At 30.2% G+C, this 22,287-nt stretch carries 23 protein-coding genes; 8 read left to right on the top strand and 15 right to left on the bottom strand.

The genetic code is table 11. The features are described from left to right. Positions 1-282: 282 nt before the first annotated feature. Genes BT151_RS16390 through BT151_RS16380 form a run of 3 tightly spaced genes read left to right on the top strand, consistent with a single transcriptional unit; the run spans position 283 to position 2,482 of the window. Positions 283-1,662 carry an MATE family efflux transporter gene (locus BT151_RS16390; protein WP_072403437.1) on the top strand — a complete coding sequence of 460 codons (1,380 nt, stop codon included), beginning with the start codon at positions 283-285 and terminating at the stop codon, positions 1,660-1,662. A 6-nt stretch (positions 1,663-1,668) separates the two neighbouring features. Continuing rightward, a complete protein-coding gene (locus BT151_RS16385; protein ID WP_072403436.1) occupies positions 1,669-1,896 on the top strand; it encodes a hypothetical protein in 228 nt (75 codons plus the stop codon). A 10-nt stretch (positions 1,897-1,906) separates the two neighbouring features. Beyond that, positions 1,907-2,482 carry a phosphatase PAP2 family protein gene (locus BT151_RS16380; RefSeq protein WP_072403435.1) on the top strand — a complete coding sequence of 192 codons (576 nt, stop codon included), beginning with the start codon at positions 1,907-1,909 and terminating at the stop codon, positions 2,480-2,482. Between the two features lie 6 nt (positions 2,483-2,488). Here BT151_RS16380 and meaB read toward each other — a convergent pair whose 3' ends face one another. Together meaB and BT151_RS16370 are read right to left on the bottom strand one after the other, a co-directional pair. Further along, positions 2,489-3,562, bottom strand: a complete 1,074-nt coding sequence (gene meaB, locus BT151_RS16375) for a methylmalonyl Co-A mutase-associated GTPase MeaB (protein WP_072403434.1) — start codon at positions 3,560-3,562, stop codon at positions 2,489-2,491. Positions 3,563-3,634: 72 nt separating this feature from the next. Next, entirely contained in the window at positions 3,635-4,189 is a 555-nt protein-coding gene (locus BT151_RS16370; RefSeq protein ID WP_072403433.1) for a DUF2911 domain-containing protein, read from the bottom strand. Between the two features lie 173 nt (positions 4,190-4,362). Between BT151_RS16370 and BT151_RS16365 the strand changes: the two genes are divergently transcribed. Genes BT151_RS16365 through BT151_RS16355 form a run of 3 tightly spaced genes read left to right on the top strand, consistent with a single transcriptional unit; the run spans position 4,363 to position 7,064 of the window. Beyond that, on the top strand, positions 4,363-4,914 hold the full coding sequence (locus BT151_RS16365; protein ID WP_072403432.1) for an RNA polymerase sigma factor: 552 nt from the start codon (positions 4,363-4,365) through the stop codon (positions 4,912-4,914). After that, entirely contained in the window at positions 4,898-5,467 is a 570-nt protein-coding gene (locus BT151_RS16360) for a hypothetical protein (RefSeq protein ID WP_072403431.1), read from the top strand. The genes BT151_RS16365 and BT151_RS16360 overlap by 17 nt, the downstream gene beginning before the upstream one ends. Before the next feature lie 10 nt (positions 5,468-5,477). After that, the gene (locus BT151_RS16355) at positions 5,478-7,064 is read left to right on the top strand and encodes a hypothetical protein (RefSeq protein WP_072403430.1); all 1,587 of its coding nucleotides are present in this window, start codon (positions 5,478-5,480) and stop codon (positions 7,062-7,064) included. Between the two features lie 32 nt (positions 7,065-7,096). Here BT151_RS16355 and BT151_RS16350 read toward each other — a convergent pair whose 3' ends face one another. The 9 genes from BT151_RS16350 to BT151_RS16310 all read right to left on the bottom strand — a co-directional run bounded on the left by BT151_RS16350 (position 7,097) and on the right by BT151_RS16310 (position 16,021). After that, entirely contained in the window at positions 7,097-7,774 is a 678-nt protein-coding gene (locus BT151_RS16350; RefSeq protein ID WP_072403429.1) for a GNAT family N-acetyltransferase, read from the bottom strand. 11 nt (positions 7,775-7,785) lie between these two features. Beyond that, entirely contained in the window at positions 7,786-8,703 is a 918-nt protein-coding gene (gene miaA / locus BT151_RS16345) for a tRNA (adenosine(37)-N6)-dimethylallyltransferase MiaA (protein WP_072403428.1), read from the bottom strand. 31 nt (positions 8,704-8,734) lie between these two features. Further along, positions 8,735-9,568: an ion transporter gene (locus BT151_RS16340; protein ID WP_072403427.1), complete on the bottom strand. Its 834-nt coding sequence runs from the start codon at positions 9,566-9,568 to the stop codon at positions 8,735-8,737. A gap of 25 nt (positions 9,569-9,593) precedes the next feature. Further along, on the bottom strand, positions 9,594-11,558 hold the full coding sequence (locus BT151_RS16335) for a DUF3857 domain-containing protein (protein WP_072403426.1): 1,965 nt from the start codon (positions 11,556-11,558) through the stop codon (positions 9,594-9,596). A gap of 1 nt (position 11,559) precedes the next feature. Continuing rightward, positions 11,560-12,924, bottom strand: a complete 1,365-nt coding sequence (locus BT151_RS16330; RefSeq protein ID WP_072403425.1) for an exonuclease domain-containing protein — start codon at positions 12,922-12,924, stop codon at positions 11,560-11,562. A gap of 11 nt (positions 12,925-12,935) precedes the next feature. Further along, positions 12,936-13,607, bottom strand: coding sequence for a YggS family pyridoxal phosphate-dependent enzyme (locus tag BT151_RS16325; RefSeq protein WP_072403424.1), 672 nt, complete (start codon positions 13,605-13,607; stop codon positions 12,936-12,938). Between the two features lie 110 nt (positions 13,608-13,717). Continuing rightward, a complete protein-coding gene (locus tag BT151_RS16320) occupies positions 13,718-14,170 on the bottom strand; it encodes a YcxB family protein (RefSeq protein WP_072403423.1) in 453 nt (150 codons plus the stop codon). Further along, a complete protein-coding gene (locus tag BT151_RS16315; protein ID WP_072403422.1) occupies positions 14,170-15,060 on the bottom strand; it encodes a 3-hydroxyacyl-CoA dehydrogenase family protein in 891 nt (296 codons plus the stop codon). The genes BT151_RS16320 and BT151_RS16315 overlap by 1 nt, the downstream gene beginning before the upstream one ends. Position 15,061: 1 nt before the next feature. Next, a complete protein-coding gene (locus BT151_RS16310) occupies positions 15,062-16,021 on the bottom strand; it encodes a Gfo/Idh/MocA family protein (protein WP_072403421.1) in 960 nt (319 codons plus the stop codon). 160 nt (positions 16,022-16,181) lie between these two features. Between BT151_RS16310 and BT151_RS16305 the strand changes: the two genes are divergently transcribed. Further along, on the top strand, positions 16,182-16,823 hold the full coding sequence (locus BT151_RS16305) for a protein-L-isoaspartate(D-aspartate) O-methyltransferase (RefSeq protein ID WP_072403420.1): 642 nt from the start codon (positions 16,182-16,184) through the stop codon (positions 16,821-16,823). Positions 16,824-16,957: 134 nt separating this feature from the next. Here BT151_RS16305 and BT151_RS16300 read toward each other — a convergent pair whose 3' ends face one another. From BT151_RS16300 to smpB, 4 genes are all read right to left on the bottom strand, one after another. After that, the gene (locus tag BT151_RS16300; RefSeq protein ID WP_171946650.1) at positions 16,958-17,503 is read right to left on the bottom strand and encodes a pyridoxamine 5'-phosphate oxidase family protein; all 546 of its coding nucleotides are present in this window, start codon (positions 17,501-17,503) and stop codon (positions 16,958-16,960) included. A gap of 12 nt (positions 17,504-17,515) precedes the next feature. After that, positions 17,516-19,354 (bottom strand): Xaa-Pro dipeptidyl-peptidase, encoded by a 1,839-nt coding sequence (locus BT151_RS16295; RefSeq protein ID WP_072403418.1) that lies wholly within the window; start codon positions 19,352-19,354, stop codon positions 17,516-17,518. A gap of 15 nt (positions 19,355-19,369) precedes the next feature. After that, a complete protein-coding gene (locus tag BT151_RS16290; RefSeq protein ID WP_072403417.1) occupies positions 19,370-19,924 on the bottom strand; it encodes a hypothetical protein in 555 nt (184 codons plus the stop codon). A gap of 130 nt (positions 19,925-20,054) precedes the next feature. Then, positions 20,055-20,513: an SsrA-binding protein SmpB gene (gene smpB, locus BT151_RS16285; protein WP_072403416.1), complete on the bottom strand. Its 459-nt coding sequence runs from the start codon at positions 20,511-20,513 to the stop codon at positions 20,055-20,057. A gap of 111 nt (positions 20,514-20,624) precedes the next feature. Here smpB and BT151_RS16280 point away from each other — a divergent pair, with 111 nt between their 5' ends. After that, on the top strand, positions 20,625-22,208 hold the full coding sequence (locus BT151_RS16280; protein ID WP_072403415.1) for a S41 family peptidase: 1,584 nt from the start codon (positions 20,625-20,627) through the stop codon (positions 22,206-22,208). The last annotated feature ends 79 nt before the right edge of the window (positions 22,209-22,287 follow it).

Genomic DNA, 22,287 nt, shown 5'->3' with positions numbered 1-22,287 from the left:
AGAATATTATTTAAATAAAAGGAGGAAGATTTTTCCTCCTTTTAAATATCGAAACTTTAAGCTCTCATGTTTTTAATCCCTTTAAAATTAATAGTGCTAAAGGTTTCTATGCTATTATATTATTAGAGAGAGGAGCTGTTCAAAGCCATTCAAATGTATGAAAAATCAACTTAACAAATGTTAAGTTTTTCAACTATTTATTAACATTTGTTAATTTTGAAAAAATAAGAAAAGAATATGATAAAATTGGTCTAAACAAAGGCTAAAGATTACTTTTGCCAGATGCAATTAAGGGATTATACAAAAGAGTTTAAATACAATTGGCAACTTGCTGCTCCGGTAATGTTGGGTATGTTGGGGCATACATTTGTTAGTTTTGTTGATAATATCATGGTAGGGCAATTAGGCACTGCAGAACTTGCTGCGGTATCTTTAGGTAACAGTTTCATGTTTATAGCTATGTCTTTAGGTATTGGTTTTTCTACAGCTATAACGCCACTTATTGCAGAAGCAGATGCAGGACAAGATTTTATTAAAGGAAAATCATTTTTTAAACATGGTTTATTTTTGTGTACCATTTTAGGAGTACTCCTTTTTTTAATGGTGTTTTTCGCAAAACCTTTAATGTATTTAATGAAACAGCCCGTTGAGGTTGTTGAGTTAGCCATTCCTTATTTAGATTTAGTTGCAGTTTCTTTAATTCCACTAATTATTTTTCAAGGTTTTAAACAGTTTAGCGATGGCTTGTCTATGACACGCTATCCAATGTATGCTACTATTCTAGCAAATATTATTAATGTCGTTCTAAACTATTTATTAATTTTTGGAAAGTTTGGTTTTCCTGAAATGGGCATTGTAGGAGCTGCTTACGGAACCCTAATATCAAGAATTATAATGGTTTGGTATTTATGGTTTTTACTTAAGGGAAAAGAAAAATCGAAAGCTTTTGTAACTCATATTAAATTCTTTGTTTTGGATAAATTGATGATTAAAAAAATCATCAATTTAGGAGCGCCAAGTGCTATGCAAATGTTTTTTGAAGTAGCTATTTTTACTTCGGCTATATGGTTAAGTGGGTTGCTAGGTAAAAATCCACAAGCAGCTAATCAAATTGCATTAAATTTATCGTCCATGACATTTATGATTGCCATGGGCTTAAGTGTTGCTTCCATGATAAGAGTTGGTAATCAAAAAGGGCTTAAAGCATATTTTGAATTACGTCGTATTGCATTCTCTCTATTTTTAATGGGTATTATGTTTGCTGTTGGTTTTGCTATAATTTTCTTCTTATTTCATAATCAACTACCAAAAATTTATGTCGATTTTGATGATACTAAAAATCTAATGGATAATACTGAAGTTGTGAGTATAGCTTCAAAATTATTAATTGCAGCAGCTATTTTTCAAATAAGCGATAGTATTCAAGTTTTAGTTTTAGGTGCACTTCGCGGATTGCAAGATGTTAAAATACCTACTATAATTACTTTTATTTCATATTGGTTAATTGGGTTTCCAATTAGCTGGTTTTTAGGAAAAGAAGATGCTTATGGTAGTTTTGGTATTTGGTTAGGCTTATTAGGAGGATTAACTACTGCTGCTATTTTATTGTATATTCGATTTAATTATCTAACTAAAAAGTTAATTTTGTCAAACAATAAATAACTATAAATGACACTTCCAAAATTTATATTAGGTGATAACTCAGATTATCCAAATGCTATTTTTGTAATTCATACTGAATTTCCAAGATTCATTATTAACCTTGAAAATGATGAGGTAGAATGGTTTGAAGATTTTGATGACGATGACCAAAAAGAACTTGAAATAGAAACTGAGAATGCTATAAAACAAGCAACAGACTTTTATGATGCTGAAATAGCAAAGTATGAAGAATAAACAATAAAACATGTTAGATCAAATAGTACAGTTAGATAAAGAATTATTCATCTATTTAAATGGTTTAGGAACTGAAACTTGGGATGGTTTCTGGATGTTTTATACCACTAAATTTAACTGGATTCCATTTTATGCCATATTAGTTTATTTAATGTACAAAAAGTTAAATACCAAAATGTTTATCTTAACATTGGTGGTGGTTGTACTTATGATTTCGTTTACAGATCAAGTTTCAAACTTATTTAAAAACGTTTTTGTAAAACGCCCAAGACCTTGCCATGATGACGAAATTTTTAGTGTTATGCGACTTGTAAAATCTTATTGTGGAGGACAATTTGGTTACTTCTCTGGTCATGCATCAAATTCAATGGCTGTTGCCATTTTTACAGGTTTTACACTTAAATCAAAATATAAATATTTAATTTATTTAATGATTATTTGGGCTGCAGCTATGGGTTATAGTAGAATTTATATTGGTGTACATTACCCATTAGATGTATTTTCAGGAGCTTTGTTTGGGGCTGTTTCTGGTTATGGATTTTATAGATTAGATAAGTATATTCAAAGTAGATTTCAATTAAAATAATCTTTTTCAATTTAATTTTAATAAATAATCTGCTGCAGCAAAAGGCGTAGTTTCATTATTTTTAATGAGTTCTAATTGTTTTGAGAACTCTTTTTTGATTTTTGGTGAATTAAAAAAATCTGATTTTAATTGATTTTCAATAGTTTGAATAAGCCAAAATTTGTTTTGCTCGTTTCGCTTTTGCTTGAAGTAATTATTTTTGGAAGTTATATCAATATAGTCTAAAATAATCTCCCAAATAGTATCAATGCCTTTATTTTGTAAAGCACTACAAACACTTACTTTAGGTTGCCATTGCGATGATTTTTCTGGGTAGAGGTGAAGTGCTCTATTAAACTCTACTTTTGCTAGCTTTGCACGTTTTAAGTTGTCACCATCTGCTTTGTTTATAGCAATAGCATCAGCCATTTCTATAATACCGCGTTTTATACCTTGTAATTCATCACCAGCACCAGCTAATTTCAATAATAAAAAGAAATCGACCATACTATGTACAGTGGTTTCACTTTGTCCAACACCAACAGTTTCAATAATAATGACGTTAAATCCAGCAGCTTCGCATAAAATTATACTTTCACGAGTTTTACGAGCAACGCCGCCTAAAGAATCTCCAGATGCAGATGGTCTAATAAAAGCGTTATTGTCTTTTACTAATTCTTCCATTCTGGTTTTATCACCTAAAATACTTCCTTTTGTAATAGAACTTGTAGGATCAATGGCAAGTACAGCAACTCGTTTTCCTAAAGAAGTTAAGTGCTTACCAAAAGTCTCAATAAATGTGCTTTTTCCAACTCCAGGTACCCCAGTAATACCAATACGGATTGATTTATTAGCATATGGTAAACATTTTTTTAAAACAGTATTTGCTTTATCTGTGTGTTTAGGGTTTTTACTTTCAACAAGTGTAATCGCTCTACTTAAGGCTGTAATGTCTTTGTTTAAAATAGAAGTTGTTAATGCATCAGTATCAATTTCCGCTTTGCGCTTATCTTGAATAGATTTTATAGAAGATAAATTTGTAATTTCTGAAACAGAAACCCCTTTTTTTTCTTCTAATGCTGATTTGTTTTTTTTAGCCACGAATGCACGAAAGTTTGTCTAATTTACAATTTTATTTTCATTAGACTTTATGCTAATACTGTGATTAATGACTTATTTTAAAGGCACAGAAACTTTAACATCATCCCAAGCCAAAGTTAAAGAAAGATTGTCCGTAGAGTTATCAAAAGAAATAGTAAATTGTTCTACTATACTATCTAGTTTATGTACGGGAACTTCAATATTTAAAACATCGTAGTTTGGATCCCACATGGGTTTCATTTCAGCATTTACACCCCAAGAATATTGTTTTGAGTTAAATATTACGGTCCAGACAGAGTCTCTAGGAACTGTCCAAAGCGTATATTTTCCTTCAGCTAATGGTATGCCATTTACTTCTAAAGGTTCATTAGTTTCAAAAGTTGTAGCTTCATTTGCACCTGTTCGCCATACTTGATTGTAAGGTACTAGTGCTCCAAATATTTCACGATTCTTTTTAAAAGGTCTGTTGTAAAACACTTTTAGTTTTAAGTCGTTTAATTCAAATTTAACGGTGTCCTTTGGACTTAATCGCTTTTCGAAAATATTTTCAACAAAAACAGAATATAAAAATAACCCTAAGGCTATAACAGATAATGTAATTAAGGTACGTTTTAAAAAGGTATTCATATAGAGCAATTTAATAAGGCGTAAATATACTTTAAAAAGTAATAATTTAAGAAATACAAACGAAGATTTCTATAGCTTTGTTATATAACTCAAAAAAAATAATCTTTTTTGCAACACTACAATTTTTTTATCGTCTTTTAAACGAACTAACTTAAACCAAAAGTAGAATTAGTATGTTTCAAGTTGACATTATTGAGCAATGTAAACAAAACAATCGTAAAGCACAATTGCAGTTATACAACCAGTACTGCGACGGGATGTATATTGTTGCTAAGCGATTTTTGAAAGATGCTACCGATGCCGAAGATGTTGTACAGGAAGCTTTTATTAAGGCTTTCACTAAACTACATCAATATAAAGCAGAGGTTACTTTTGGCGCATGGTTAAAACGTATTGTAGTTAATAAAAGTATCGACTTTTTAAAATCTAAAAAGCAACAACTTGTTGAATTAGATGAGGTGCACCTAAAAGTAGTTGATACACCTAACGACGACAAATGGTTAGTAGAAGATGCAATTACATTAGAAGATGTAAAAGATGCAATTAATAAATTACCAGATAAGTACCAGTATGTTGTGATGCTTTATTTAATTGAAGGTTATGATCACCAAGAGATTTCAGAAATTTTGGATATTTCAGAAGTCGCATCACGCACACAACTATCACGAGGTAAAGTAAAATTACAAGAACTGTTAACACTTAAAAAAAATGGCACGAGATATTAGAGAGTTGTTTAAAGATGATAAAATGGCACATGAAAATATGCCGAAAAATCATCAAGACCGATTTCTTAAAAAACTAGATGAAGCATTACCAGAGGTAAAACATTCGAAATTTAATTGGATGCATATAGCAGCTAGTATTATCGTGCTTTTAGGCTTTAGCTTCGGTGCTTTTAAATATTTCCAGCCTCAAGTTGATAATTTGCCAACAGAAGTAGCAACAACGAAAACAGTTGTAACAAAAACATTAGGTGATATTTCACCAGGTTTAAAAAAGGTTGAAGATTACTATTTGGCAAGCATCAATTTAGAGCTATCTAAAATGACCTATACACCAGAAACCAAAGATTTATTTGATGATTATTTAGCACAATTGGATGAGCTGGATAAAGAATACAAACGTTTATCTCTTGATTTAACAGAATCTGGGCCTAGTGAATTAACAGTAAATGCATTAATTGATAATTTAAAACTTCGTTTAAACTTATTGTATCGCTTAAGATCACAATTAAAAGAACTAAATACTCCTGATGAAGGCGTAAAACAATCAATCTAAAAATCAAAAAATGAACAATACTATTATAAAAATCAAACTTTATGCGTTCTGTTTTCTAATAACAGGAAGTTTACTAGCGCAACAAAAATTAACTAAAGTATCTCAATCTATAAACGTTAACAAAGATGTGGTTATAGACTTAAATACTAGCCATACCAATATTATAATTGATACTTGGAATAAAAGTACAGTAGAAATTGAAGCTTACATTGAAGGAGAGAAATTAAACAAAGAAGAACTTAAAGAAGCTTTAAAATTATGGGATGTAGATATAGATGCCACTAATGATAAAGTTTCTATAAAAACGAAAGGAGAAGGAGGAAGTAATGTTTGGACTTATTCAACGAGTAGTGAACAGGGAGATAGTGATGCGGTAAATGCTATGTTAACAGAATTAAAATTTGAAATAGCAGAATTACCAGAAATGAATTTCGATTTTCATTTTGACATGCCAGAAATGGCAGAAATGCCTGAGTTTCCAGAATTGCCAGAACTGCCAGAAGGTGTTGGTTCTATGGAGTTTGATTATAAAGCATATAAGAGAGACGGCGATAAATATCTTGAAAAATATTCTCAAAAATTTGAAAATTTGTATGGAGAAGATTATGCTAAAAAAATGGAAGCTTGGGGAGAAAGATTTGGTGAAGAATGGGGAGAGAAATATGGAAAGAAAATGGAGGAATGGGCTAAGAATTTCGAAAGCAAAATGAATAGTGAGGAGTATACTAAAAAGATGGAAGCATGGGGAGAAAAGTTTGGTGAAGATTATGGCAAAAAAATGGAAGCTTGGGGAGAGCGATTCGCAGCTCAAATGGAAAGACAAGCCGAAAGAATAGAGGCACAAGCAGAACGCACTGCAGCTGAACAAGAGCGTTTGCAAGACATGCATGAAAAACGAGTAGAATTACATAAAAAAGTGGCAAAGGAGCATGAAAAACATGCTAAAGAACGAGAAAAACTAGCAGAAAAGAGACGTGTTCTAGTAGAAAAACTTGTGAGTCCTGAATCTAATTCTAATGTTAAAAAAACAATCAAAATAAAGATGCCTAAAGGTGCTAAGTTAAAAGTTAATGTTAGACATGGTGAAATAGAATTTGCAGCAAATATTGATAATTTAAAAGCAGATTTATCACATACAAAATTTACAGCATATAGCGTTAATGGAAGTTCAACTTCCATTAACGCTTCATATTCTCCCGTACATGTTACGAATTGGAATTTAGGAGAACTAAACTTAAATTATGTAAAAAACGTTGAATTAAAGAATGTAAAACATTTAGTTTTAAACTCTATATCATCAAATATTGACATTGAAAATTTAATAGGAAGCGCAGTTGTTGACGGAAATATTGGCGATTTAAATATTCTAAATATTGATGATGCTTTTAGTAACTTAAATGTGATACTTCAAAATATTGATGCCGTTATAAAGCTTCCAAAAGTAGATTATAATTTACAGTATAAAGGAACTCGTTCTCGATTTGTACATCCTAAAAAAACTTCAAAAGACAACACTTCTAATTTCTCAACGGGAGATCTAGCTAACGGTAAAAGTATTGTTGTAAATGCTAAGTATAGTAATATAACTATGCAATAATAGGCTGTATTCTCCTTTCCTATAAAGCCTTTTTAATGCCCAATCTTCCAAAATTCAATTTCTCTTCTAATAGTAAAACCAAGCTTTTTGTATAAAGCTATAGGTCCTAAATTGGTTACATCTACATGTAAAAAAGGTATTTTGTTTTTATTAAAAATACCATTAGCAGTATGTGTAATAAGTTGTTTGGCATATCCTTTTCCTGTGTAATCTGGATGTGTAATGACTGCACTTATTTCAACAAAGTTTTTGGTTTGAAAACGCTCTCCAGTTACTGCAACCAATTTATTGTTTTTAAAAATGCCATAATAGGTTCCTAACGTATTAGTTTTCGCTTTAAAATATTCTGGATATACGAGTTTAATTAAGTCTATAAGTTGGTTATAATGTTTTTCGTTAAGTTTTACAATATCTTCACTTATAAGATGATTTATTTTGTTATAAATTATCATTTGATAACCAACATACTTTATTGCAGGCTTAAAACCAGAAGGCATTTTAGGTTCTTTACCAACAATAAAAAAATCTTTAATTAACTTGGAGTGCTTTTCAATGGCGTGACTAGTATCTTCATCATTAATAAATGCACCAAATGGCGCAAAATCACTTTGGTAAAACTTTACGTTACCATAGTCTATACTTTGGTTAAAATGTGTGTCTGTTAAAGCGTTCCAAACAGGATTGTCTAAAGCATCTTCATTAATTTTCATTTTAGTCTGAGTTAAGATTTTGTAGCTTCGTTTAACTTATTAATAATAGTATCTATAGGTTTTGTATAATCAAACCAAAACGTATTTTCATTTCTTTTAAACCAAGTAAGTTGCCGTTTTGCAAAACGCCGTGAGTTCTTTTTAATTTCAGAAACAGCAAAATCTAACTCCCAAGTTCCATCTAAATAATTAAATAATTCTCTGTATCCAACGGTGTTTAAAGCATTCAAATCTTTGTAGGGAAGCAATGTTTTTACTTCTTTAAGTAAACCTTGTTTCATCATAATATCAACACGTTTATTAATACGATCGTATATTATTTCTCTATCTGCAGTAAGTCCAAGAGTTATAGTTTTAAACGAACGTTTATTTTTGTCTTTATTTAAAAATGAAGAATAAGGCTTACCAGAACCAATACAAATTTCTAAAGCTCTAATAACACGATGTGGATTATCTATAGCCATTGATTGGTATGATACTTTATCAAGTTCCTTTAATTTATTCTGTAAATATTCTAACCCTTTCGTTTCTAAGTCAATATTTAGTGATTCTCTGATGCCTTTTTCTACCACAGGGAAATCGTCTAAACCTTTATTTACAGCATCAACATATAAACCAGATCCGCCAACCATTATAACAATGTCATTACTTTTAAAAAGTATGGTTAAACATTGTATTGCCTCTTTTTCAAAAGCGCCAACGTTGTATTCCTCTTTAATAGATTTATGATGAATAAAATGATGTTTCGCAGCAGTTAATTCCTCAGTTGTTGGAGCTGCGGTACCAATATGCATCTCTTTAAAAAACTGGCGAGAGTCTGCCGAAATAATTTCAGTATTAAAATATTGAGCAAGTTTAATGCTTAACGCTGTTTTGCCAATAGCTGTTGGCCCTACAATGGAAATAAGATATTTAGTGTTTGAGTTGATGGCTTGTGATTCTTAATTTAAAAAAGTAAAATTAGTGTAAAGGATGCCCACATTTGTGGCAAAACGTAGCATTATCTTGATGTTTATCTTCTAGACAATTAACACATGATTGTGAGTTTAAATGTAATTCTTCGTCTTTTTTTGGTTTTGTTTGATTCGTGTATTCTGCCGATACAATACCAGTAGGAACAGCAATTATACCGTAACCTAAAATCATAATTAAAGAAGCTATAAACTGACCTAATGGCGTTTGTGGTGCAATATCACCAAAACCAACAGTAGTTAATGTTACAATACACCAATATACACTTTTTGGGATATTTGTAAATCCATTTTCTTCTCCTTCAACCATATACATAATGGTTCCAAGAATAACAGCAACAATTATAACAGCAAATAAAAACACAGATATTTTTGCTCTACTAGCTTTTAAAGCATTAACTAAATTGTTTGATGCACCAAGAAAGCGAGCCAGTTTTAAAATTCTAAAAACCCTTAGTAAACGTAGCGCTCGTAAAGCAGCTAATGCATGCACACCACCAAAAATTAATGAAATGTATTTAGGTATCGTCGATAAGAAATCTATAATACCGTAAAAGCTAAATATATATTTAAATGGTTTTTTTACAGTTATTATTCTAGCAATATATTCTAAACTAAACATAATGGTAATAATCCATTCTGAAATGTTTAATATGCTATGGTATTTTGCATCAATACTATTTACACTTTCAAGCATTACCAGTATTATACTTGCAAGAATTATAATTAAAAGAACCACATCAAACAGCTTTCCTGCAGGAGTATCTGCTTCATAAATAATTTCATGAAGTCTTATTTTCCAATGTTTTTTTGATATGCTCATTTATTCAAAAGTAATAAAAGATGACTTATGTTTTATTTAATACAATTAGTGAGTTTTTTTGAATATCAACAATCTTACTCATTAACTCCTTTAAATAGGGGTAATATTCAGCAGGGTAAACAGGTGCTTTAAAATCAATTTTAAAAAGTAAATGCAAATCGTTACCCACCATTTTGCTAGCAAAAGATAAGTTACCTGCATCGTTTGGCAGTGTCAACCTAATTTCTTTTGGCATTTCTTTTACTGAGTAATTCTCACCTAAACTTAGTTTGAATGAATACAAGTAATTGTCTTTATAGCCAAAATCTATTGGGTATGTTCTTTCTTGAAGTTTAAAAGGATTTTCTGCAAAGAATTTAACAATAAAAGGATTTAAATATAAGGTTTGATTTATCTCATCAATATTATATTCTATGTCGTAAGATTCTGAAAATTTATCACTTGTTTTTCCCTTACTTGTAACTTCGTGATTAGAAATTTCAATAAAAGGCGAATTGTTTTCTAGTTTATTTAAATAACCATCTTCACTGGGATAATAAGATTTTTTAGCATGCAATGCATGATAACCAGTTAGCCTGTTTTTTACTTTTCCAACTAAATTTTGTTCTTCATCAAAATGAATATCTACATTGTACATTATAGATGATTTTTTACTTGGTTTAATATCAATCCATTTGCTACCTTCTTTAAAATCTAAAAGTCTACCATATTCATTTAAACATCTAAATGGAATTTCACCGAAACTTAAATATTTGTCTGTAGCATCTAAAAAATATGTTTTTTTATTGATTGTTACCTGAACTATTAAATAATTAAAATCTGAAATTACAGGGTAAAGTTTCGTTGCAAAACCATTATTTCTTGTAGATAATAAAATAGGTTTTACATCTATACCAGATTCTTCTAATAAATTATGAAGTAAAATGTTTATTGATGATACATTGCCAGATTTATCATTAATTAAATCTTTAACAGAAACATCTTTAAAAATTCTGTATTTTTCATTCCATGTATAATCTTCTTGTAAATAATTAAATATGGCTTTAGCTTTTTTTAAGGTATCAGGTTCATTAAAAATATCTTGACTTAATAATTTTTCTGCGTCAACGCTTTTTTTAAGCTGTCTACCAATATCACCATCTGTTCTAAATTCTTTATCTACAGTTTCCCATGTTTTAGTATAATGGCTTATTCTTCCATCCATACCTCTAATAGTTTCAAGTTCATATTCAATTCGTGCTAAATAATTACTCTCAGCAGTCATATAATCTTCACTTATAAAAGCAGGAATATCTTTCATGGCATAAACACTTTCTTCGCAATCGGCCGATCCACCATTATAGGTTGTTAAACAATCTTTCTTAATTTCAATAGTGCTAACAGCTAATTTTTTGCCTCCAACTAATTTTTTATGAAAAATCCAGTTTCCTGGTATGCTTGCTCGGTATTCGCTATAAAGTTTAGGTATGTCATCTTGGAATCTCCAATCTTTATATTTAAACATAAACGGAGATATTAATGTGTAACTATATACAATTACAGAACCTTCTTTAATGTTTGGTAGTGTAAACTTTATAAGCGTTGTATTATCATTGTATTTTTCTTCAAAAACATCGGCTTTCTTCAGTCTAGTAGTAATAACAACTTTATCTATTAAGTTATATGTAGTAGCAATAATATCTTCTACTTTTTCTTTTTTGTTATTATTATCATCATTATATAAATAGATTTTAACGTTTGCATTATCGAATCCTTCTCTATTTAAAATTTTTACTTTGTGTTTTACTTCGGTTTTTAAAATAAAATCTTTTTTATCAAAATAGCTATTTCCTTGTTCATATAAAACTAAAGCATTTGCAGTTGAGTCTTTTTCATAAGTATTTATTGTTAAATCACTTTTGGTAACCTTTAAATCTTCTGAATTGAAACTTGATTGCGCAGTTATTATAATGCTGTTAAAAAGAAGGATAATTAAAATAGTTTTTTTCATTTTAATCTAATGTTATTACTTTAATTCTTTTATTTCTTCTAATATAACTTTGTATAATGTGTTGGGTATCTCGATTATTTTGCATGGGTGTTATAATAGATTCTAAAACTTCAATATTATTTATTTGATAATTTAAATTGAAGAATCCTAAGCCTTTAAATATACCATTTTCAATAAATATAGCACTACGTTCATCAACATCGCGACCTCTGTCAATAATTACCATATTTTTATTTGCATAGCTATTTTTATCTATCAAAGCTTTTACACGTTTGTTATATAAATCTGAAGATTCTTTTTGAATACAGGCTCCTTCACAAGCTTTTATATCATAATTGAAACAGCTGGTTTTTGTTTTGTAAAGCCCTGTTAATTTTTGACATAAATTATAATCATCAACAGCATTAGTTATAAAACTTTTTCCACTTTGTCTATTACTAAATGTTGTTATGGGCTTTTTACGACCATCTGCAACATCAATTTTTAAATTGATATAGTCATTTTCATCTTTAAAACTATATAAAGCATGTGTAAAAATGGAACGTCGTAAAGCTCTATTAAAAATAGGTTTTACACGTTTTATTTCTTCACTTTCTTTTAAAAGTGCAACAAGTTCGCTACCTGTAGCTTCGTAAGTTACAGCATGAACCTGTACTTGTATTTTTTTTGATTTTTGATTAGTACCCGTAAAGTGCTGATTAATGCGCTTTTTTATATTATTACTTTTACCAATATATATAATATCTCCATTAGCATTATGAATGTAATAAACACCAGTTATTGATGGTAATTCAGCTATAATATCTAAGTGCCTAGGTTCTAATTGGTGTTTAGGATTTAATCTAACAGATTCTTTAATAATTGTTTTTGTGGTGTCTTTATCTAGCAACATTTTAAACAATTTTACAGTTGCTAAAGCATCACCAGAAGCACGATGTCTATCGGTTACGGGAATACCAAGTGAGCGTACTAATTTACCTAAACTGTAAGATGTTTGACCTGGAATTAAATCTTTAGAAAGTTCAACAGTACAAAGCGATCTACGTTCATATTCAAAGCCTAAGCGTCTAAATTCTGTACATAAAATTCTATAATCAAATTGCGCGTTGTGAGCAACTAAAATACATTCGTCTGTAATTTCTACAATGCGTTTTGCGACCTCATAAAACTTTGGTGCATTGCGCAGCATGCTGCTATTTATACCTGTAAGGTTGACTACAAAAGGTTGTATGTCTCGTTCTGGATTTATAAGACTTATAAATTGATCTACAACTTCATGCCCATCATATTTATAGATTGCTATTTCAGTAATACCTTCCTCGTTATACTTCCCTCCGGTAGTTTCTATGTCTAATATTGCGTAAATATACTTATGTTTTAATTTGAATAATTTCTACTACCAAAGATACTACTTCCAACTCTAATCATTGTACTACCACAATCAATTGCTAATTGATAATCTCCACTCATTCCCATACTAATAGTTTCAAGCTTACAGTTTTTAGTATCTAGTTGTTTTAATTCTGAAAAAGTATTTTTTAATCGGCTGAATTCTTTTTTAATTTGATTTTGGTCATCAGTAAATGTAGCCATTCCCATAACACCAATAATCTTTATATTTTGTAATTCTAAAAAATCTTTAGATTGAATAATTTCTGATGCTTCACTTGCTGTCATACCAAATTTAGAATCTTCCTCAGCTATTTTTATTTGAATTAAACAGTCAATAATTCTATTATATTTTTTGGCTTGTTTATTAATTTCTTCCAATAATTTAAAATTATCAATACCATGAATTAGATGCACAAAGGAGGCCATATATTTCACTTTATTACGCTGAACATGCCCAATCATGTGCCAATCGATGTCTTTGGGCATTTCTTCATACTTATCGGCCATTTCCTGTATTTTGTTTTCACCAAAAATACGCTGTCCAGCATTGTAAGCTTCCATTAAATCGCTAACAGGCTTGGTTTTAGATACTGCTACTAAAGTAACATGGTCTGGTAATGTTTGTTTTATATTGTTGAGGTTTTCTAATATCGACATTGTATTTTATTAAGTATTGTTTAGTTGAAAAAATTATAACGCACTTTACAACTAAACATAAAACATTTTTTTAGAATTTGTAAATAGTTAATCCTCTCTGTATTTTATTTTCAATTAATTAAAGCAGAAAACTTATTATAATCTTCGTTAGAATAAAATATGTTTTTCGGAATATAAATAAATTGCCCTTTAGAGATATATAACATCCAATATTTAGTATTTGAAATTACTTTTTGAATACTATTTGAGGTTATTTTAGATTCATTGCCATTTCTTTTTAAATAGATATTTTCATTATCAAAAGATAAATGAGTTTCAGAAAAAATAGGTTGATGATCTTTAGAGTTTGCCCAAAAATAAAGATAGGTAAACATTACAAAAGGATATGAAAAAGAAAAAATCGTAAAAAATGTACTAAAACTATCTTCTCCAAATTTAGGTAAATATAAAATACCTAAAACGAACATAAATAGATATAGCCACCATGATTTTTTTAATCTTTTTAACAGGATAATTTTAGTGTAATCTTTTTTTGTTAAGGAGTATTTTTTAGTATGAATCATTACTTTGAAAATTGTGAAGCTACTTTTTCTGCTTTTCTGCTTTCGGAATAATCATAAAAACCTTCTCCAGATTTAATACCTAATTTACCTGCACGCACCATATTAACGAGTAAAGGACACGGTGCGTATTTAGGATTTTTAAAACCATCATACATCACATTTAGTATAGATAGGCATACATCTAAACCAATAAAATCTGCTAATTGTAAAGGCCCCATTGGGTGTGCCATACCTAATTTCATAACGGTATCTATTTCATTTACACCTGCAACTCCATTATATAGTGTTTCTATAGATTCGTTTAGCATTGGCATTAAAATTCTGTTTGCAACAAAACCCGGATAATCGTTTACTTCTACTGGGGCTTTACCTAGAGTTTCAGATAAACTCATAATGGTTTTGGTGACTTTGTCACTAGTATTGTAACCGCGAATAATTTCGACTAGTTTCATTATTGGTACAGGATTCATGAAATGCATCCCAATAACTTTTTCTGGTCTAGAAGTAACTGCTGCTATTTGTGTAATAGATATGGAAGAAGTGTTTGTTGCTAAAATTGTGTCTTCGACGCAAGCTTCATCTAATTGTTTAAAAATATTAAGTTTTAAATCAATGTTTTCTGTTGCAGCTTCAACAACTAATTCTACATTTTTAACACCTTCAGGAATACTTGTGTATGTTGAAATATTAGATAGAGTTTCAGTTTTATCAGATTCACTAATTTTTTCTTTGGCAACCATTCTGTCTAAATTTTTAGAAATGGTTTCCATACCTCGTTTAAGAGACGCTTCACTAATATCTATAAGGCTTACTTTAAATCCACTTTGGGCAAACGTGTGAGCAATACCGTTTCCCATTGTTCCAGCGCCAATTACAGCAATGTTTTTCATGTTAAAAGCAATCAATAATTTGGGTAGCAACACGCAATGCTTCAGTACCATCATGTAATGTTACAACAGGTGTTGTATTTGTGTTTATAGCATCGGCAAAAGTTTCTAATTCATCTAAAATAGAATTGTTATCAGGAACTGGTGGATTATCAAAATAGATTTGCTTTTTTAATCCTTCAGCATTTTGAAGTATCATATCAAAATCTCCAGGGTTTTCTGGAGCATCTTTCATTTTAACTACTTCACATTTTTTGGTTAAAAAATCTACTGATATATAAGCATCTTTTTGAAAGAAACGTGCTTTACGCATTTTTTTAAGTGAAATTCTACTAGCTGTTAAGTTAGCAACACAGCCATTTTCAAATTCTAATCTAGCATTCGCAATATCTGGGGTATCGCTAATTACAGCAACACCACTAGCCGAAATGTTTTTTACTTTAGATTTTACAATGCTTAAAATAATATCAATATCATGAATCATTAAATCTAAAACCACAGGAACATCAGTACCTCTTGGGTTAAACTCTGCTAACCTGTGTGTTTCAATAAACATTGGCGAATTAATTTCGTCTTTTACCGCCAAATATGCAGGATTAAAACGCTCTACATGTCCTACTTGTCCACGAAGGTTGTTTTCTGCCAAAAGTTCTCTAATATGTTCAGCTTCTTCAACAGTGTTTGTAATAGGTTTTTCAATAAAAATATGTTTCCCTTTTGCAATAGCTTGTTTTGCACAATCGTAATGTGAAAGGGTAGGTGTTACAATATCAACCATATCAACTGCATCAATAAGATCATCAATCGAGTTGAAAAATTTATATCCAAATTCAGCTTCTACTTTTTTACCGTTTTCTTCATCTGCATCATAAAAACCAACGAGATTATATTTTTCAGATTGATTAAGAAGTCTTAAATGAATTTTTCCAAGATGACCAGCACCTAGTACACCAGCTTTTAGCATAATTTTTTACGTTTTCAACAAAAATAAGATAATTAAGGTATGAATTTAGTTAATTAAGATGAATTTTTTGGATGAATCTTATGAAAAATAAATTCTGAATAAATAGTTTTCAAGCCTTAAAATGTTTGCCTAATTTTATCAAACTAAACTCCCACCAAAATTGAAAGACACTTTTAAGCACAAAGGATTAAGACAACAGCTTGTTAACGTATTAAAAAATAAAGGAATAACAAATGAAAAGGTACTAAGTGCTATTGGAAAAATACCTAGACATTTGTTTATGGATTCCAGTTTTTTAGATCATGCATATCAAGATAAAGCATTTCCTATTGCTGCAGACCAAACTATTTCTCAACCCTATACTGTGGCGTTTCAAACGGAGTTAATGCAAGTTAAATCTGGAGATAAAGTTTTAGAAATAGGCACAGGAAGTGGTTATCAAACAGCTGTATTATGTGAATTAGGAACCAAAGTTTTTAGTATTGAACGCCAACAAGAGTTGTTTAAAAAAACGAGTAATTTTTTGCCTAAGTTAGGCTATCGGGCTAAGAAACTTATTTTTGGAGATGGATATAAAGGACTAAAAGAAGAAGCGCCATTTGATAGTATAATTGTAACAGCTGGCGCACCTTTTGTGCCTAAACCATTGTTGAGTCAGTTAAAAATAGGAGGAAGACTTGTTATTCCTGTGGGTGACGATGTGCAAATAATGACACTTTTTATTAGAAAAGGACAAAAGGAATTTGAGCAAGAAGAATTTGGTGAGTTTAGATTTGTGCCTTTGTTGGAGGATAAGAATTAGTTCACTATTTTTAGTTGTATTGTGTCATAATGCGGAAAGTATGAACGAAGTTGTCTTATCATTCGAAAACTAAATATAATTTTATTTAATTAGAAGCAGGTTGCATCTTCGTTTCTTAACGGAAAGACGTTTAATTACTTCTTTAAAATATCAGTTTCAAAACCATCAATGCTTTTTGTGTTTTTTTCTTGCCAGTAAGTTTCTATTTTTTCTTTACCTTGTTTTTTAGACCAAGAATTTAACTGTCCACGTTCTTCTTTAAAATCCATAAAAGGAATAGAATAACCACACGAAGTTTGCACTAAATCAACTTCTAATTCTATAATTTGTCGTGATCCTGTATTTTCTTCAAATAGCTTAATGTAATCGTGAAATTTTGCATCACGTTCGTGATAGATTTTGGCATTTCCATAAACCCTCAATATTAAAGGCTTGCCTTCAAATGCACAAAACATGATTGTCATTCTATCATTTTTTAAAACATGAGCTGCTGTTTCGTTTCCACTTCCTGTAAGATTTAACCAAACCAATTTATTAGCGTTTAAAACATGAAGGGTATCATGACCTTTTGGAGACACATTTACCCGACCATCTTGAGCAGCAGTGCCCACAAAAAAGATTTTTTGATTTTTTATGAAATCCTGTAATTCTTGAGTTATTTTGGTGAGTAGTTTGCTCATTTTTATGAATTTTTAAAACCCATCAAAACCACTAACAACAGGTAATGTTAAACTTGTTCCATCTAAATCAATGGTTAATTCTGTTCCTGGTTTTGGGTGTAATGTGAATTCTTTATCGCTTGAAAAAATCATTAATCCTATTTGTTGTCCGGTTTTTATAATTTGGTCATCTGGTTGTAAGTCAAAAGTTACTTCATAAAATTTACCAGGTTTTAAAGGTTCGCTTTCTGTTAACGATTTATAATTTTGTGGATCTGCCCAACCACGTGTAATAATATTATCTGTAGTTTTTGATCTTCGGCTATCATTCCACGGTAGTGAAACCAGCCAAACTGATAGATTTGCTGCAGGTTTGCTACTTGCGAGTTTAACCGTGATTTTGGAGACTCCAGAAATATGTAAATCTTTAGTAAGTTTAGGTGTTACATATAATAAACGATGATTAGTAATTTCTGCTTTTGCTAAGGCTTCTCCATTAAACGAATAATTATCAACTAGTGTTTCTTTACCTTGTTTTACAGCTTTTGTTGTTGTTAAGCCACCAATATTTGGTGCTCCTGAAGTTAAATAAAATGTTACTGGTTTAGCATCAGGATTTGGATAATCTTTATATGGTGTAGGATTACTCATTTCATCATCTTCACGAACAATCCAAGCTTTATTTGGTTCGTTTTCAACGCCATTTTCAATACCATGTAAAAAATGTGTAAACCATTTATTCATCATGCTAATTGGTGGCGGACCTCCATGTCCAAATTGATGATAATATATTTGAGTTGGTAAGCCCATTTCTTCAGCTTTCTTATAAATACGATAGCTGTGTTCTGGCATCACATTCCAATCGTTAAACCCATGTGACATAAATAAAGCAGCTTTCATAGGTTTCATGTCATTTAAATAATCTCGACTAGCCCAAAAAGCGTTATAATCACCAGTAATTCTATCTATACCGTTTTTCATTTCAGTATCTCTTATTTTGGCATTATTATAAGGACGTTTTGATTCGTCACCGCTATGAATATAATCGTATAAAACATCAATATCTTCACCTAAGTAGCCACCTGGTGAGCGTACCAATCCATTAGAACGGTAATAATTATAATATGAGGTATTTGGTGCAATTGGAATTATAGCTTCTAATCCATCTACGCCTGTAGTTGCTGCTGCTAATGGAAGTGTTCCGTTATATGATGTACCTGTCATACCTACTTTTCCTGTACTCCAAAAGGCTTTAACTTCCTCTCTTCCGTAAGGTTCTGTATATCCTTTTGCACGTCCGTTTAACCAATCTATAACTGCTTTTGGTGCTAAAGATTCGTTATCGCCACCAACTGTTGGAGAACCTTGAGATAAACCTGTACCTGGAGATGAGGAATGAACAACTATATAACCTCTGGGAACCCAAGTTTTAATTTGTGAATTTGATATAATAGGACGTTCGCCTAATCGTATAACCTCAGGATGTACACGTTTTTTTGCTGTGTCACCAAGTTCGTGGTTAACATCCCAAAACACACCATCTACATCTGGCGCAACACCAGCATAATATGGACTAGACTCATAAATTACAGGCAATTTTAATCCTTCTGTATCGGTTTGGTAAGGCCTAGTTACATCAACATGCATGCGGTCTAATTTCCCATCGCCATCGGTATCAAAAGTTGTTTCTACAAATAAATCATGTCGTATCCATTTATCAGCGTCATTAAAAGCTTCTACAATTTGAGCTTCTCCATCACTAAAAATAGGTTTAGCTTTTTCAGTAGTTTCTTGAGCGTTTGAAGTAAGAACAAAACTTACAACAAAAATAGATGTAACTAAAAAAGGTTTGATTTTAAGGAAAATATTCATAGGAAATGTATTTTTCTATTTTAGATATTTTTTTGGTATCGGGTTTTGGGGAGTTTCTTGTGTCCAGTAAATATTAATAATCCACCAGCGTTTGCCATCATTTAATAATTGAATGCTATTAATACCTCGCATAAAAGGTTCTGCATCAGCTTCACTTTTAAAAGATTCATAAGTACTAAATACTTGAGTTATGTTTCCAAAAGTTTCTATTTTTCGGTGTATTTCTTTTTCAAAAAAACCATTTTCAACTAACCAATTCCCAGAGCTTTTAATGTAATCTCCTGGAGATAAAAATCTTACTTTAAAAACACCTTCTTTGTCTTTAATGGAAGGAATTAATTTTGCATCTGGTTTAAATAAATATTTGAATTGTTTCCAGTTGCGTTCAACACCTTTTTCTCCGGATATAACACCGTATAAAGTTTTAATAGTACTATCTAAAGATAAAACAAGAGAACTATCAACTTTATGTTCGATAATAGCTTTAATGTTTTCGTTTTTAGATTCGGTTTGAGCTTTTATTGTTATTGTAACTAAGCAAATAAGTATTGTAAGTAGTATTTTTTTCATTATAAAGTATTTAATGATTACAAATTAAATAAATGGGATAGTTTTGAAGCGTTAAGATACTCTTAAATTTAAAACCATTTCTTTGATTAGAGGTTTAAATTTAACTTCTTATTACAGTAAAAAGGATGATTTATTTATATATTTTCTTAATTCTATCTAAATCACGTTTATTATCACGATCCTTCATGGTTTCGCGTTTATCAAACAGTTTTTTACCTTTTCCTAATGCAATTTCTAGTTTTGCATAACCATTATCGTTAATAAATAATCGCAACGGAATAATCGCAAGACCTTTTGCTTCAACATCTTTTCTAAGTTTTTTTAATTCCTTTTTATTTAAAAGAAGTTTTCTTTCGGCTTTGGGTCTGTGGTTGTAGTAGTTACCAAAAGCATACTCTTGTATGGTCATGTTTATTGCAAAAAGTTCGCCTTTATCGTTAAACTCACAAAAACTTTCAACAATTGAAGCTTTTCCACTTCTAATAGATTTAATTTCAGTCCCAGTTAAAACAATACCAGCAGTGTACTTATCTAATATTTCGTATAGAAAGCGGGCTTTCTTGTTTTGTATGTTTATATTTTTTTGCATAAAGCACAAAACTACATAAATTTATGCTGTTTATTATATTCGTTTTAATTGAAAAGTTAAAGAAAAATTAATCCGTTTTAAATTAACTTAAATACAATTACTTTAGCTTATATGAAAAAACAAATTTTGGTTATAACGGTTTTACTCTTGTTAACATCATGTAGCAGTGTTAAAACGTATAACGAACAAATTACAGAATTACATCCTGCTGAAAATTTACAAAACGATGTAGACAAATTATACAAGCAATTAAAAAAGCATCATCCTAAACTTTATCAATATACTTCCAAAACTGACTTAGATCTTAAGTTTGATAGTTTAAAAAACACAATAAAAAAACCACTTACATCACCCGAATTTTATAAAAAGTTAGCGCCAGTGGTTACACAAGTTAAACAAGGTCATATTTCTGTAGGTTATACTGTTAAAAGATTTACAAAAAAGCAGCGAAAAACCCTTAGTAAACAAAAGTTTGAGTTTTATGATTTAGATTTTGAGTATTTAGAAAACAAACTTTGGGTTAAAAATAATTATGGAAAAGATTCTACACTCGTAGGGAGTGAAGTGATTAGTATTGATGATGAACCGGTACTAAAATTAGTAAATACTTACAAAACACGTTTTGCGTCTGATGGATATAATACAACTTTACATGATAGGTTTGTTGGTAAAGGGTTTTCAACGTTTTATGTTAGAGATAAAGGGTTTTTAGATAGTTTAAAAGTAACTTTTAAAAACAAAGATTCTGTATTTGTTAGAAATTTTAAGCGTATATCAAAAGAAGAAAAAAAAGCAGATAGTAGTTCTGTTAAAAAAGAAAAACCAATAAAACTCTCAAAAGCAGAAAAGGTTGAAAATAGATTAGCAAGAAAGAAGCGAAAAAAAGATAATAAAAAGTATGGATACTTAGCTAAAAGAAATGAATATACTCGTAATTTTAATTATATAGGTAAAGATAGCACTGTAGCTTTTATGAAAATTAGAAGCTTTACAAACGGTAACTATAAAAAGTTCTACAAAGAAAGTTTTACAAAACTAGATTCTGCCAATACAAAATATTTAGTAATAGATTTAAGAGATAATGGAGGCGGACGAATAGCAGAAATAGATTATTTATACTCATATTTAACCAACAAGGAGTATCAATTTATAACAGATAGCGAAGTAAATAGTAGAATTCCTTTCTTAAAATCATTTATGAGTAATACATCTCCTAATAGTCTTAAAGTTATTGGAGGGTTGCTTTCTCCAATAGTTATAGCTCATAATTTACTTAAAATAAGAAAAAAAGATGGTAAACTTTATTACAGATTTAATAAACATACCAAATTAAAAGAACCTAATCCTTTAAATTTTAAAGGTGAAATTTATGTATTAATTAATGGTAATTCATTTTCTGCATCGTCTCTTATTTCAACACATTTAAAAGCAAATAAAAAGGCGATTTTTGTTGGAGAAGAAACAGGTGGTGCATATAATGGTACAGTAGCAGGAATTTATAAGATTTATGAATTACCTGAAACAAAACTTAAAATAAGGATGGGTTTAATGCAAATTGAAGCACCTCAAAAACAAAATCCAGATGGTTATGGTATTAAACCAGATATAAAAATAATACCTACTGTTGAAGATAGAAAAATGAATCGCGATACAGAATTAGAATGGATTTTAAACGACATTTATAAAACAAACTAACCTTAGCATTAAGCGTCATTTTTTTATTGCCTTCCCATAAAACATTTGTATTTTTGTTTTAAGCTTTGTCATAGTGGAT

The organism is Flaviramulus basaltis (assembly GCF_900114265.1).
Classification (GTDB): Bacteria; Bacteroidota; Bacteroidia; order Flavobacteriales; family Flavobacteriaceae; genus Flaviramulus; species Flaviramulus basaltis.
This window is presented reverse-complemented; position numbering and strand designations above follow the sequence as displayed.